Below are 13,873 nucleotides of genomic sequence, written 5' to 3' on the forward strand. Positions count from 1 at the left end.
TACACAATATATAACACAGGCTTTCTTTCAAGTCTCCTGAGGACTTGGCGGAAAGCCTTTTCTGTGCGCTATATTACATTTTTCGCCCCCAATAGAACTATTTTATCCCTTATCTCCTAGGCATTTTACTGATTAAATACAGGGTGAGGATCTGTAAATTCCCTGTAAAATTTGGTGATGTCTGCTGAAAGAGAAAACGAGAGGGGAAGGTCCATTTTGGATTAGGGAAGGGAGTGAAGCGACACGCAACATCAGATGGCTGAATGAGGCTGGCTCTAATCGATCACAGATCAGATGCAGGTGGACGATGGATATCTTTGTTTGCAAGGTGAACGTATCCTTAGTACAGGAGGGATTTTGCTTGAATCAAGCTATTCGATTCCGCCCGGTTATTACATTTGCTTTGGTATTTCTTCTACTTCTTTTGTGGTTTGCACCGAGAGCCGATGCCGCCGCCCAGTGGCAGGCAGGCACCGCATACAAGAAAGGCGACCTCGTCACTTATCAAAATAAAGATTATGAGTGTATTCAGGCCCACACGGCATTGACCGGATGGGAGCCCTCTGTTGTACCCGCGTTGTGGAAATACGTCGGGGAAGGTTCGGGAGGGGAAACGCCAACGCCAGATACGGCGCCACCTTCTGTTCCTGCGGGTCTGACTTCATCCGCCATAACGAACACCTCCGTTAGTCTTGCCTGGAATGCATCCACGGATAATGTGGGCGTAGTGGGATACGAGGTGTACCGGAATGGCGTTCTTGTGACAAGTACCTCAACTACAACAGCTGTAGTCACGGGACTGACAGCCAGCACGACCTATGCATTTACGGTAAAAGCCAAAGATGCCGCAGGCAATATATCCGCTGCGAGCACCTCCCTCAGTGTAACAACTTCCAACGGTTCTTCTAATCCTGGGCCAACCGGCAGCAAATGGCTGATCGGCTACTGGCACAACTTCGATAATGGTTCAACGAATATCAGACTTCGTAATGTATCAACAGCCTATGACGTCATTAATGTCTCCTTTGCCGAACCGATTTCACATGGCAGTGGAACGCTTGCTTTTACTCCATACAATGCGACGGTAGCCGAATTCAAATCTGATATTGCCTACCTGCAAAGCCAGGGAAAAAAAGTACTGCTTTCCATGGGGGGAGCCAACGGTACCATTGAGCTCACCGACGCGACCAAGAGACAGCAATTCGAAGATTCATTAAAATCAATCATTTCCACGTATGGTTTCAATGGTCTCGATATCGATCTGGAGGGAAGCTCCCTGTCTCTGAATGCAGGGGATACCGACTTCCGTAGTCCAACTACACCGAAAATTGTTAACCTCATCCAAGGTGTGAAAGCGGTTAAGTCACACTTCGGCGCCAATTTCATCCTGACGGCTGCCCCGGAGACGGCCTATGTACAGGGGGGATATTTGAGCTACGGCGGTCCTTGGGGGGCATACTTGCCAGTCATTCATGCCTTGCGTAATGATCTAACTCTGCTACATGTGCAGCACTATAACACGGGCTCCATGGTGGGGCTGGATGGACGCTCTTACGCGCAAGGAACAGCCGATTTCCATGTGGCCATGGCGGAGATGCTGCTTCAAGGCTTTCATGTAGGCGGCAGTTCAGGCCCGTTCTTTAGTGCCTTGCGACCGGACCAGATTGCGATCGGCGTACCGGCCTCCCAACAGGCTGCCGGAGGAGGGTATACCACGCCGGCCGATCTGCAGAAGGCGCTGAATTACCTGATCAAAGGTGTGTCATACGGCGGTTCCTATACTTTGCGCCAGCCTGCCGGCTATGCGGGGATAAAAGGGATTATGACCTGGTCAATCAATTGGGACGCATATACGAATAACCAGTTTTCGAGCGCACATCGTCCGTTCCTGAACGGGCTGAGTACGCAAACGACAAAGGAGGTTGTGTATTAGATGATACCTTTCAATAAACACACTGCTTTCAAGAAGACTGCAACGTTTTTACTGGGTCTATCCCTGCTCTTATCCATCATTGTTCCTTCTTTTGTGCTCCAACCCGCTACAGCAGCAGCAGCGGATTCTTATAAAATTGTTGGTTACTATCCGTCCTGGGCTGCGTACGGGAGAAACTACAATGTAACAGATATCGACCCAACCAAGGTCACGCATATCAACTATGCTTTTGCCGATATTTGCTGGAACGGTATTCATGGAAATCCGGACCCTTCGGGGCCAAATCCTGTAACTTGGACTTGTCAGAATGAAAAAAGTCAGACAATTAATGTGCCCAACGGAACAATTGTGCTTGGCGATCCTTGGATCGATACGGGGAAGACATTTGCAGGGGATACATGGGATCAACCCATTGCAGGCAATATCAATCAGCTGAACAAGCTGAAACAAATCAATCCTAATCTGAAGACAATCATCTCCGTCGGAGGATGGACGTGGTCCAACCGCTTCTCTGATGTAGCTGCGACTGCTGCAACGCGAGAAGTATTTGCGAACTCTGCCGTGGATTTCCTGCGAAAATACAATTTTGACGGGGTGGATCTGGACTGGGAGTACCCGGTATCAGGCGGGCTGGATGGTAACAGCAAACGTCCGGAGGATAAGCAAAATTACACACTGCTTCTGAGCAAAATCCGTGAGAAGCTGGATGCTGCCGGAGCTGTGGACGGCAAGAAGTATCTGCTTACGATTGCAAGCGGAGCGTCGACGACCTATGCTGCAAATACTGAGCTTGCCAATATAGCTGCCATCGTAGACTGGATTAATATTATGACATACGATTTTAACGGGGCCTGGCAAAAAGTCAGCGCGCATAACGCGCCGTTGAACTATGACCCTGCGGCTTCGGCTGCCGGGGTGCCGGATGCAAATACATTTAATGTGGCTGCCGGAGCACAAGGGCATCTGAATGCCGGGGTACCAGCCGCCAAACTTGTGCTTGGTGTTCCATTCTATGGCCGCGGCTGGGATGGATGCGCACAGGCGAGCAATGGTCAGTATCAGACCTGTACGGGAGGTTCTTCCGTTGGAACATGGGAAGCAGGTTCCTTTGACTTCTATGATCTGGAGACCAATTACATTAACAAAAACGGGTACACGCGTTACTGGAATGACACGGCCAAGGTGCCATATCTCTATAATGCAACCAACAAGCGTTTTATTAGCTATGATGATGCGGAGTCTATTGGATATAAAACCGCTTATATCAAGAGTAAGGGACTCGGTGGTGCGATGTTCTGGGAGCTTAGCGGTGACCGGAACAAAACACTCCAAAATAAACTGAAAGCCGACCTGCCTACCGGAGGTACGGTGCCTCCAGCAGATACGACGGCGCCAAGCGTACCGGGAAATGCCCGCTCGACAGGTGTGACAGCTACCTCGGTGACGCTGGCTTGGAATGCTTCAACAGATAATGTGGGTGTTACTGGGTATAACGTCTACAATGGTGCCAATCTTGCTGCCTCCGTCAACGGAACGACCGCAACAATCAGCGGCCTGTCCGCGGGTACTTCCTATACCTTTACGATCAAAGCAAAAGATGCGGCAGGCAATCTGTCTGCAGCCAGTAATGCTGTAACTGTAAGCACTACGACTCAGCCGGGAGGTGATACGCAAGCGCCAACTGCACCGACGAACCTGGCATCGACAGCGCAAACGACATCCAGCATAACGCTGAGCTGGGCGGCATCTACGGATAACGTGGGTGTAACGGGTTATGATGTGTACAATGGAACGGCTTTGGCGACATCTGTGAACGGAACGACAGCAACGATCAGTGGGCTCGCTGCGGACACCTCGTATACATTTACGGTGAAAGCAAAGGATGCGGCGGGGAATGGTTCTGCTGCGAGCAATGCGGTGACTGTGAAAACGGCAGCAGGAACGACGAACCCGGGCGTTTCCGCCTGGCAGGCGAATACAGCCTATACTGTAGGACAGTTGGTCACATATAACGGCAAGACGTATAAATGTTTGCAGTCCCACACCTCCTTGCCTGGGTGGGAACCATCCAATGTCCCTGCATTGTGGCAGGTTCAATAGTTAAAATATGCAATACCTCATTTTGAATTGAAATATGCAGTGTTAGCGAGGTTTGGCTATAGGGAAGAGAATATAACGAAAAACCACCGGTTCCTTGTCCGGTGGTTTTTCGTTATATTATGTCAAACAACGCAGGCTCGCAAAAGGCTATTCATTAGAAATCAAAGTTGTCCGGATCAGGTCCAACGCGTACATCTTCGTTCAGAGCACTGATCTGCTCCATCTCTTCATTTGAGAGTTCAAAATCGAAGATGGAGGAGTTCTCAATAATCCGGTTTTCCTTGGTAGACTTCGGAATGGTAATGACCCCATTTTGCAGATCCCAACGCAGGATTACTTGTGCAACCGATTTGCCTTTGGCTGAAGCAATCGCCGTGAGTACTGGATTGTCCAACAGCTGACCTTGCATCAGAGGTGACCATGCTTCAAGCTGGATACCATGCTTCTCACAGAAGGCTTTAAGCTCAACCTGAGTCAGACGAGGGTGATATTCCACCTGATTGATCATCGGTTTCACTTTGGCATCCTGCATCAGGTCTTCGAGATGATGAATCTGGAAGTTGCTTACGCCAATAGCCTTAATGCGACCTGCTGCGTACAGCTCCTCGATTGCTTTCCAGGCTGCTTTGTATTTGCCTGCCTTAGGCCAGTGAATCAGATACAGGTCCAGGTATTCCAGTCCCAATTTGTTCAATGTCGTATCAAAAGCAGCAAGCGTCTCTTCATATCCGAGGTCTGCATTCCATACTTTGGATGTCACGAACAGTTCTTCGCGTTTCAGGTTGTTTTCTTGCAAAGCTTCTGCAATCGCTTGTCCAACACCAGCTTCATTACCGTATATTGCAGCAGTATCAATACTACGGTAGCCATGTTTAATCGCATTTTTCACAGCTTCGATCAGTTCAGATCCTTCTTCTACCTTAAATACACCAAGTCCGAACCAAGGCATAGGAACACCGTTATGCAGAGTTACTGTGGATTGTAAATGTTGTGCGGTTTGGGCTGTTGTCATGAGATTTCCTCCTTAAAGTGTGTAAAAATCAGTGATTTCAAGCTGAATTATCGTTTTTTATCATACAAAATTAAATCATAGTAGATCAAATTGGGTTCAACGTATATAGTATAGTAAAATACGATATGAAACCGGTTCCCCTTGAAGGCTGGAATTGATATTTATATAAGAGTGCGACCCAAGGTCGGAATGGAAATTAGAACAAAGCTTTCTCCATTTAGACGGATGCATGTTGATCCTTGCTTTCCAGCATTTTAGCCCATGCGGTCAGGATTACAGCTACGAGAACCATTAAGGCTCCGACCCATGTCGTGTGAATCAAACCAATGGAGTCATTGATCACGCCACCCAGATAGGCTCCTATAGCAATCCCTGCATTAAACGCAGCGATGTTAAAGGCTGAGGCTACATCTTTGGCCTGTGGTGCATATCGTTCAGCCAAAGTTACTACATACATCTGAAGACCAGGCACATTCATGAAAGCAAGTAGTCCCATACCCATGATGGTTAGGAGTGCTGCCAACTTAAACGGAACGGTGAAGTACATCACAGCCAGAATGATCGTCTGAATGATGAACATGTAGAAGAGAGCCTTGAGCGGGTTACGATTGGCTGCTCTGCCGCCGATGATGTTGCCGACAGCAATGGCGATTCCGTACAACAACAGAATGAACGCGACTGTTTTCTCGGAGTATCCGCTGATATCATGCAATAACGGGGACAGGTACGTAAAGACAACAAATGTTCCTCCATACCCAACGGCAGTGATGACAAAAGCAAGCAGCAAGCGTCCGCCTGTAACCAGCTTCAGCTGATCCCGAAATGCTGTTCGTGTTCCTCGCTTCAGCGTGGATGGCACGAGTATCATGTTCCCAATCATGGCAACGATACCAATCACAACAATTAGGATAAACGCAGCGCGCCAGCCCCAATGTTGACCGATAAGTGTACCGAGAGGTACGCCAGTTACAGTAGCTATCGTTAAACCGGAGAACATGATGGCAATGGCACTCGCCCTGCGGTTGGCAGGCACCAGATCGGCTGCAATGGTGGAGCCTATGGACATGAACACTCCGTGTGCCAGAGCGGACACCACTCTTGCAATGAGTAACATGGTGATGCCCGTCGACAGTGCAGCCATCGTGTTCCCCGCAATGAAGACTATCATGATGGCAAGCAATAGCGTTTTGCGTGATATGGTAGACGTCAGTGAGGTCAGAACAGGAGCCCCAAAGGTAACGCCTAATGCATATAAAGTAACGGTCAGTCCCGCTGTAGTTACGGAAATGCCCAGGTCATCTGCAATGAGGGGCAGGAGCCCAACGCTGATAAATTCTGTGGTACCGATCGCGAATGCACTAATGGCCAGTGCTAACAGTGCCCACGTGCTGCGTTTTGAATCTTGTAACATTTCTTGCTCAACTCCCCCGAATGTAGATTTACGTACCGGCAAATGCTATTATGAGTTATTCAGTATAGATTGAATAGTACGTACTTTTTAGTACCCTACGTACTTTTTGGTGCCTATATAGCATGCGACGGATGTAATTCAATTCATCAGGGAGGTAACAAGTTATGGTTAGAAAAAAATATAACATCTCGGTTGAAGCTACCTTAGAGGTGATCGGTGGCAAGTGGAAATGCGTCATTCTCTGTCATCTGACACATGGGAAAAGACGAACCAGTGATCTCAAGCGTATTATGCCCGCAATTACACAGAAAATGTTAACACAGCAGCTGAGAGAGCTTGAAAACGACGGGATCGTAAACCGAATTGTATATAATCAGGTCCCTCCTAAAGTAGAATACGAATTGAGTGATTACGGGCGGAGTCTTGAACCGATTCTCAATGCGCTCTGCAATTGGGGAGATCAACATATCGTGAAGGAATACGGAGACAAATCAGCAGTTCTGGAAGACAATGGGCTCAATGATTTTAACTCTGACAATAGGGAGCTGGTGCAACCGTGAACTATGAGATTCTATATGATGGTGCTTTTGCAATGCTCAAGGTACATTTGCAGCGGGGAGAGCGGTTTAAGGCCGAAAGCGGTGCGATGGTATCCATGACGCCTACGGTTGAACTGAAGGGTTCAGCAGAAGGCGGGATGTTTGCCGGGTTCGGTCGGATGCTGAGCGGAGAGAAGTTTTTCTTTCAGGAATTGACGGCTGCGGGCGGGTCGGCAGAGATTCTGCTCTCACCTTCAAGCATGGGCGATGTAGAGGCTGTTGAATTGGACGGTTCCTATTCACTCTATGTGCAGAAAGACGGATTTCTGGCGGGGACCGAGGGCATTCAGGTGAATACCAAAATGCAAAACCTGAAGAAAGGCCTCTTTTCGGGAGAAGGTTTCTTCATTATTGAGATCAGCGGACGTGGAACCGTATTTCTGTCTTCCTATGGTGCGATTCATGCGATTAATCTGGAAGCAGGTGAAGAAATGATCGTGGATAACGCTCATTTGGTGGCATGGCCTCATTATGTAGATTACCGGATAGAGAAAGCTTCACAGGGCTGGTTATCCAGTGTTACAAGTGGAGAAGGATTGGTATGCCGGTTCCGTGGAGAAGGAACCATTCTTATACAGAGCCGCAATCCGCAAGGATTCGGACAATGGGTGAAGCAATTTATCCCTGCACGATAATTCATTTTTGGAGAAAGAACACACAGAGTTGCAACGGATGTGTTTCCATCATCGTTTATGAAGAATAATGGATTTACTTCATTGACTGGTAGGTACATAATCTGTTGCATAAGGTCGCACATCATGGAGGTATGAGATGAACAGCTCACGGTATAAAAACGCACAAGAAAGCCCGGGATATCTGTTATGGCAGGTTACAGCGATGTGGCAAAAAGAAGTACGCAGAGTGCTGGAGCCACTCGAACTGACACAGCCCCAATTTGTATTGTTGCACGCCTGTTTGTGGCTCAATGAACGTGATGAGGAAGGTAAGGGAGTCACTCAGGTTCAAATTGCACAATTTGCCAAAGTAGATGTAAACGTTACTTCTCAGGTTCTGCGTGCTCTTGAAAAGAGAGGGTTGATTACGCGTGCTCGTCATCAGACGGATACGCGTGCCAATATTATTACAACAACGGAAGAAGGAACCCGATTGGTCATTGAAGGAATCCACTTGGTAGAGGAGTCGGACAAGGCTTTTTTTGAAACTTTGGATGATCGTAAGGAAGAGTATATGCAGATCATGCAGGAGTTTCTTCGCCAAAAAACAGAGGGCTAATCCATAATAAGATTTTTTTTATTTTATTAAACTACAGATTGTAGTGGAATTGGAAATTTTCTGAATAATATCTATGCAAAAATCAAAATAAACCTCCTGACTTTATCTGTCGGGAGGTTTATTTCAGTTGCTTCAATCGATTCGGTAGGAGGCAAATGGCTCGCGGCGACGGAAAGAGTCACTGATCTGATCCAGATCGGTCAACAGCTCATCGGGCAGTGACATATCCAGACTAGCCAGATTATGCTCCAGCTGTTCGGTGCCTGTAGCGCCAACAATTACTGTGGATACAGCCGGACGTGTCAGTAGCCATGCGAGGGACAGTACACTCGGGGAGCACCCGTATGAAGCAGCTTTGGCACTTACTTGTTCACTCAGTTGGAGATTATGCTCCAGCAGAAAACGATTGAAGGACGGGTCGGTGTCGGCTCTGGAGCCGGAAGGTACGCTGGCCTGTCCGTTATATTTACCCGTCAGAATACCGCCTGCGAGCGGGAAATACGGGATAATGCCTACACCCTGATCCAGACACATCGGTACCAGTTCCAGTTCAGGCGTACGGTCTGCCAGGGAGTAGCTGGTTTGGGTGGAGATGTAGCGCACATAACCTTTCTGTTCACTGATCCCGAGAGCTTTCATCAGCTCCCAGGCTGCGTAGTTGGAAGCTCCGATGTACCGAACTTTACCGGAAGTGACCATATCGTCCAGCGTGCGGAGTGTCTCATCCAGCGGTGTATGCGGATCAAAGGTATGGATCTGATACAGATCCACATAATCCGTTTGCAGTCGCCGCAGGCTATGTTCCAGCTCTTGTTGCAGATGGTAGCGGGATGAACCGCGACCATGGGGACCGTCATGCCGGGGAAGTCCGGCTTTGGTCGCAAGCACCGCGTTTTCCCGACGACCCGTGAGAGCCTGTCCAATGATGCGTTCTGATTCCGTACCTGCGTAGATATTGGCGGTATCGATAAAGTTGATGCCCTGATCCATCGCTGCATGAATGATGCGGGTAGAAGCTGCTTCATCCGCGCGTTTGCCAAACGCATTGGTGCCGAGCCCTAGTGCCGACACACGCAAACCACTATTGCCCAAACGTCGATATTCCATTCTTTATCGCTCCCTTTATGTTCATTTATGTAATGCAGATTATAACGTAATCTATTGTCAACGTGTTATTAATATAGTTAAATGATTCTAAGAACCCGTTATTAAAGGAGATATGATGGAAAACAGTGCTGCACATTTAACAAGACGGAAGCCGAAGAAACCGAAGAAGAAATGGAAGAAGCCATGGATCATCACCCTAAGTGTGCTGCTTGTGCTCGGAGGACTCGGATTTATTTATCAAAAGCAACTTGTCGTGTTTGCCTTTAACATGTTCGCTTCAGCTACGGTGAAGGAAGCCTTGGATGACTCCTTTGTACCAGCTGGCGATAAGGATGCCCCTGTCGTGGAACATACCGACCCGTTCTCATTGTTGCTGCTGGGTATTGACCAACGCGATAATGAACCAAGCCGTTCGGATACCATCATCTATTCCGTCGTGCGTCCAGAAGACAATAAAGTGCTGCTGCTGTCCATTCCACGTGATTCCTATACCGAGATTGTCGGCCGGGATGTGAAGTCGAAGATCAACTCAGCATATGCCCACGGTGAAGCCAAGATGGCGATGGATACGGTGGAGAATTTGCTGGGGAACAAAGTGGATTTCTATGCCGCGATTAATTTTAACGGGCTCAAGGATATTGTTGATGCGGTGGGTGGCGTTGAACTGCCGATCAAAAAAAATATTGAGAACAAGCTCAAAATTCATGAGAAGCTGTTTGTTGAAGCGAATAAACCGATCTATAACGGCGAAGAAGCGCTTGGTTATGTGCGTTACCGGGAAGATTCCGATTTCAATCGTACGATGCGTCACCGGATTTTCCTAAGTGCCTTCATGAATCGTGCGCTGGAGGTCAAAAATCTGACCAAGATCCCGGACGTCATCCAGATTGCCGGATCGAATTTTACAACCAACATGACTTCGGACTTTATCGTGAAATTTGCCGAGTCTTTATATATGAAAGATAGCATACCAACGATCAGCAACTATATGCTGAAAGGAGAGGGTGCAACGCGCAGTGGCACATGGTACTACGATCTGTCGGAGGACGATCTGCAATATGTGCGTGGTATGATCGCCAGTTGGCTGGATCCGGATGCGACCGAGATTATTGAACCGGAGACAACGGACCAGGCAGATACACCTGATGCAGCATAAGAATCCATTCTTGTGCAAAACTCATATGAATATAAGTCGGGAGAAGCGGTTGCTTCCCGGCTTTTTTTGCGTTTGAGATCCTTCGATTGAAATATTGCACAAATATATCTAATGTTTAAACCTCTTTTTATGGCATACATATAGTAAAATATAGGGAAAAGATTAAACATCAACCAATGGAGGAAGTACATGAAGGAGTTTAAGGATCGGCTTGAACAGGTTCAGGAGCAGCAGAAACAGCTGGCGAAGGAGTATCACGCCTTGCTCCAGGAATACCAGTCCGATGACCTGATCGTTCAGAATGAACAGTTACAGGAACAGTATGAAGCCCAGAAGCTCAAGCTGCGTCAGCTTGAACTTCGCTCGCGCAAGATGGAAGAAGAGAATGCACGTCTTCGCATGGCGTTATCTGAACAGATGCTGGATGAGAAGCTTAATCTGATCCGGGTATCGCGGGAGAAGATGGAGACTTATTTTCAAGGAAAAACGGCGGTACATAATGATCGAGTTGCCTTCCATGAACATCGAACCAAATCCAACCTGAACGCGCTGTACAACCAGGCAGCACAGGAGTTACAAGAGGATTCCCACGAAATGAAGGAGAGGATTGCTTACCTTGCGGCAGAGGTGAAGGAGCGCATTGAATCGCACAAGCGATTCGTATTGGAACGAGAAGAGGCTCTACGTGGGCACATGGAACATGGATATGAGCAGATGGCGGAGGAGGGATTGAGCGAAGAGACCATTCAGCGCCGGATCAAGCAGAATCGCATGGAGATGAAGATTGGGCTTAGCTGGATCAACAAAGTAGCCATCCTGCTCCTCATTCTGGGGGTTGGAGCAGCGTTCCAATACTCGTACTCGACCTGGTTTAATGACGAGATGAAGAGCGTAGCCTTTTTCCTGCTCGGTGCGTTGATGCTCGCTGGAGGAGAGTGGCTGTTCCGCCGCAAAAAGCAGACGTTTGCGATGGGGCTGCTCGGCGGCGGGATCTCCGTGTTATTCGGGTCCATCTTCTATAGTTACTTTTTACTGCATATTATCGGGTTATATACGGGACTTGCCCTGTCTGTATTGGTATCGGCAATCTCCGTATTGTTGTCCCTAAGATATCAGTCGAAGACTATCTGTTCATTGGGTCTGGTGGGCGGATATCTCCCGCTATTCTCCTATATGTTCTCGTTCGGGCTTGAGGGTACTGCTGTCTATGTAGCCATGATCTATCTGCTGCTCTTAAACGGCATTATTGTGTTCATATCATTCGGCAAACGATGGCCGGTAGTGCACTATATCAGTTTCCTGTTCAACACACCATCCATGCTTATTCTTTTGTGGCTGTCGCCAAGTGAGAAGATCGGCATGTTGTATTCCATTGTGACGTTTGCATTATATCTGGGCATTACACTGGCATATCCGTTTAAACATCGGATGAAATTAACCTGGTGGGATTTCGCTCTGCTCGCTATGAATACGACCATCAGTTGCCTGATGTTATACGTGTTATTTGATGTGGCGGATTGGAATGATGCTCAGGGCTTGTTGGCATTAATCTTCTGCCTGGTATATCTGGGTCTCGCACGATTCGTTCAGCGCAATATGGCTCAGGAGAAACAGACGATTCTGCTCTTCTATATCACTTCCCTGACCTTTGCCATTCTGATTATTCCATTCCAGTTCGGGGCCAAGTGGTTATCGATGGGCTGGTTAATTGAAGGGGTTCTGTTGGTTACGCTTGGACATCTGAAACGGTTCAAGTCGGTGGAACGTGCCGGATGGGGTACCGTGCTTCTATGTCTAATCACTTTCGTGTACTATGACCTGCTCACGCTATTCTTCATCGGGGAACGTTCTTACTTCATGTTAAAATACTCCAGCATCACGCTAGGAACCCTGCTGATTACACTGTATTATGCCTGGGCAGTTCACAGCAGCTCATCTGCCAGGGAGAGATTCAACTACAGCCCGCTGGAGCTGGGATTCCTGAACGGATTCAAGTATGTGACACTCGCCAATCTGTGGTTATACGTGCTGTATGAATCGAATGAATTGTATACCAGAGCTGTCGATGGGACGTTCCTGTTATACATGTTCTACAAGTTGCTCATGTTCGCAGCGCTCACCATTGCATTGGCCTATGGATTAAGCAAAGTGAAGTTGTTGCGTGATCAATACGTACAGATGTATACCACTTTCCTGCATGCTATTGGTTGCTGTATTGCACTGGCTGTTACCTTAACCATGCCAGCGCTTCAACCGGAAGTTCAGCAGCATACAGCGGCAGAGATTGTGGGTTTGCTGGTGCTAATCATCTTTAACGTAGGGGTATTCTTTGCAGGAAGGGATCTGCTGATTGCAGGCATCCGCGGGCAGTTCAAGAGCATTGAATGGTACCCGGTTATCGCAGGGGTATATCTGCTAGGGGTCATCACCGTATTCCTGACGATCCAGTTCCAGTGGGGTGATGTGGGGCTGATGTTCAGCCTGATCTATCTGCTCCTGGCGATTCTCTATATTGCCTACGGATTCCGTAGAAAATATGTGATGATTCGGCGTCTGGGCCTTGGGTTGACGTTGTTCGCCACCGGTAAAATGGTGTTCTATGATGTGGGGATGCTCACCTCGGGCAGCAAAATCTTTGCCTACTTCAGCTTCGGTGTGCTGCTGCTTGGCATCTCTTACCTGTATCAGAAGGTGTCGAGCCGTATGGAGGAAATACAGTCCAGAGAGTCAACGAAGCCTGACGACGAACCGACTGTTCCTGAGGATGAACAAGATTGATATAATGATTCTACTTTCTTTCAGCCCGTGATGTGTTATCCATGTATTACGAAGGAAAATGAAATGGGATATAACCCAGAAGGGACCGTTTGAAAAGATATTCTTGCTGTTGTAAGTTTTCATTTGAACTAAATGGGAGGACTCCGGAAGTGGTTCAAATCCAGAGTTCTTCCACAATTCTTTACTCCTTGTGCTTAATCTCATCCACGACTTGAAAGCCGTTTGCTTCTCCATTAAGATATCCTTGCTCATAGTAGTCTATCCCGTCAGGGGTTATAGTTACTGCAACTGTCTCCGAATCATTCTCTACGGGCTGTGCAACGATATATCCTCTGTCTAGCAGATATGAGATGGCCCTGTACTTTTCTATGTTTTCCTTTTGGTAGAATCTATTTTTCGGTAAAAGCATTGCGGGATTTTCAGTAAACCAAGCTGAATATATTTGCTCCGTAATATCGTACCTTTCTTGTATCCTCTCTTTAATTTGAATCTCTCTTTCATCGAGCATACACACACCTCCGCAAATTAAGCTATAATTACGGGT

General features: G+C 47.7%; 11 protein-coding genes. 7 read left to right on the top strand and 4 right to left on the bottom strand.

The window, feature by feature from the left end:
* The first annotated feature begins 361 nt into the window (after positions 1–361).
* Together AB4111_RS20075 and AB4111_RS20080 are read left to right on the top strand one after the other, a co-directional pair.
* Positions 362–1,933 (top strand): chitinase, encoded by a 1,572-nt coding sequence (locus AB4111_RS20075; RefSeq protein WP_442032946.1) that lies wholly within the window; start codon positions 362–364, stop codon positions 1,931–1,933.
* The gene (locus AB4111_RS20080; protein WP_442032947.1) at positions 1,934–4,033 is read left to right on the top strand and encodes a glycosyl hydrolase family 18 protein; all 2,100 of its coding nucleotides are present in this window, start codon (positions 1,934–1,936) and stop codon (positions 4,031–4,033) included. It abuts the gene before it with no gap.
* 154 nt (positions 4,034–4,187) lie between these two features.
* Here the strand turns inward: AB4111_RS20080 and AB4111_RS20085 are convergent, their stop codons facing one another.
* Both AB4111_RS20085 and AB4111_RS20090 read right to left on the bottom strand, forming a co-directional pair.
* Positions 4,188–5,045 (bottom strand): aldo/keto reductase, encoded by an 858-nt coding sequence (locus tag AB4111_RS20085; RefSeq protein WP_442032948.1) that lies wholly within the window; start codon positions 5,043–5,045, stop codon positions 4,188–4,190.
* A gap of 217 nt (positions 5,046–5,262) precedes the next feature.
* The gene (locus AB4111_RS20090) at positions 5,263–6,456 is read right to left on the bottom strand and encodes an MFS transporter (RefSeq protein WP_442032949.1); all 1,194 of its coding nucleotides are present in this window, start codon (positions 6,454–6,456) and stop codon (positions 5,263–5,265) included.
* A 164-nt stretch (positions 6,457–6,620) separates the two neighbouring features.
* Between AB4111_RS20090 and AB4111_RS20095 the strand changes: the two genes are divergently transcribed.
* The 3 genes from AB4111_RS20095 (at position 6,621) to AB4111_RS20105 (ending at position 8,288) form a co-directional block, all read left to right on the top strand.
* Complete coding sequence (locus tag AB4111_RS20095) at positions 6,621–7,016, top strand: winged helix-turn-helix transcriptional regulator (RefSeq protein WP_017691613.1); 396 nt, start codon at positions 6,621–6,623, stop codon at positions 7,014–7,016.
* Positions 7,013–7,690 (top strand): TIGR00266 family protein, encoded by a 678-nt coding sequence (locus tag AB4111_RS20100; RefSeq protein WP_442032950.1) that lies wholly within the window; start codon positions 7,013–7,015, stop codon positions 7,688–7,690. Before AB4111_RS20095 ends, AB4111_RS20100 begins: the two co-directional genes overlap by 4 nt.
* A 136-nt stretch (positions 7,691–7,826) precedes the next feature.
* Positions 7,827–8,288, top strand: a complete 462-nt coding sequence (locus AB4111_RS20105; protein WP_442032951.1) for a MarR family winged helix-turn-helix transcriptional regulator — start codon at positions 7,827–7,829, stop codon at positions 8,286–8,288.
* A gap of 132 nt (positions 8,289–8,420) precedes the next feature.
* Here AB4111_RS20105 and AB4111_RS20110 read toward each other — a convergent pair whose 3' ends face one another.
* Positions 8,421–9,395: an aldo/keto reductase gene (locus AB4111_RS20110; protein ID WP_442032952.1), complete on the bottom strand. Its 975-nt coding sequence runs from the start codon at positions 9,393–9,395 to the stop codon at positions 8,421–8,423.
* 115 nt (positions 9,396–9,510) lie between these two features.
* On the opposite strand from AB4111_RS20110, the gene AB4111_RS20115 reads away from it, so the two are divergent.
* Together AB4111_RS20115 and AB4111_RS20120 are read left to right on the top strand one after the other, a co-directional pair.
* A complete protein-coding gene (locus AB4111_RS20115) occupies positions 9,511–10,551 on the top strand; it encodes an LCP family protein (protein ID WP_442033285.1) in 1,041 nt (346 codons plus the stop codon).
* A 189-nt stretch (positions 10,552–10,740) separates the two neighbouring features.
* Positions 10,741–13,329, top strand: coding sequence for a DUF2339 domain-containing protein (locus AB4111_RS20120; RefSeq protein WP_442032953.1), 2,589 nt, complete (start codon positions 10,741–10,743; stop codon positions 13,327–13,329).
* A gap of 181 nt (positions 13,330–13,510) precedes the next feature.
* Here the strand turns inward: AB4111_RS20120 and AB4111_RS20125 are convergent, their stop codons facing one another.
* On the bottom strand, positions 13,511–13,837 hold the full coding sequence (locus tag AB4111_RS20125; RefSeq protein WP_442032954.1) for a hypothetical protein: 327 nt from the start codon (positions 13,835–13,837) through the stop codon (positions 13,511–13,513).
* Between the last annotated feature and the right edge of the window lie 36 nt (positions 13,838–13,873).

The organism is Paenibacillus sp. 2KB_22 (genome assembly GCF_052115745.1).
GTDB lineage: Bacteria > Bacillota > Bacilli > Paenibacillales > Paenibacillaceae > Paenibacillus.

Bases quoted from the DNA above. Each gene is read 5' to 3' on its own strand.
- AB4111_RS20080 (WP_442032947.1), top strand. From the start codon at position 1,934: ATGATACCTTTCAATAAACACACTGCTTTCAAGAAGACTGCAACGTTT.
- AB4111_RS20085 (WP_442032948.1), bottom strand. From the start codon at position 5,045: ATGACAACAGCCCAAACCGCACAACATTTACAATCCACAGTAACTCTG.
- AB4111_RS20090 (WP_442032949.1), bottom strand. From the start codon at position 6,456: ATGTTACAAGATTCAAAACGCAGCACGTGGGCACTGTTAGCACTGGCC.
- AB4111_RS20095 (WP_017691613.1), top strand. From the start codon at position 6,621: ATGGTTAGAAAAAAATATAACATCTCGGTTGAAGCTACCTTAGAGGTG.
- AB4111_RS20105 (WP_442032951.1), top strand. From the start codon at position 7,827: ATGAACAGCTCACGGTATAAAAACGCACAAGAAAGCCCGGGATATCTG.
- AB4111_RS20110 (WP_442032952.1), bottom strand. From the start codon at position 9,395: ATGGAATATCGACGTTTGGGCAATAGTGGTTTGCGTGTGTCGGCACTA.
- AB4111_RS20115 (WP_442033285.1), top strand. From the start codon at position 9,511: ATGGAAAACAGTGCTGCACATTTAACAAGACGGAAGCCGAAGAAACCG.
- AB4111_RS20120 (WP_442032953.1), top strand. From the start codon at position 10,741: ATGAAGGAGTTTAAGGATCGGCTTGAACAGGTTCAGGAGCAGCAGAAA.
- AB4111_RS20125 (WP_442032954.1), bottom strand. From the start codon at position 13,837: ATGCTCGATGAAAGAGAGATTCAAATTAAAGAGAGGATACAAGAAAGG.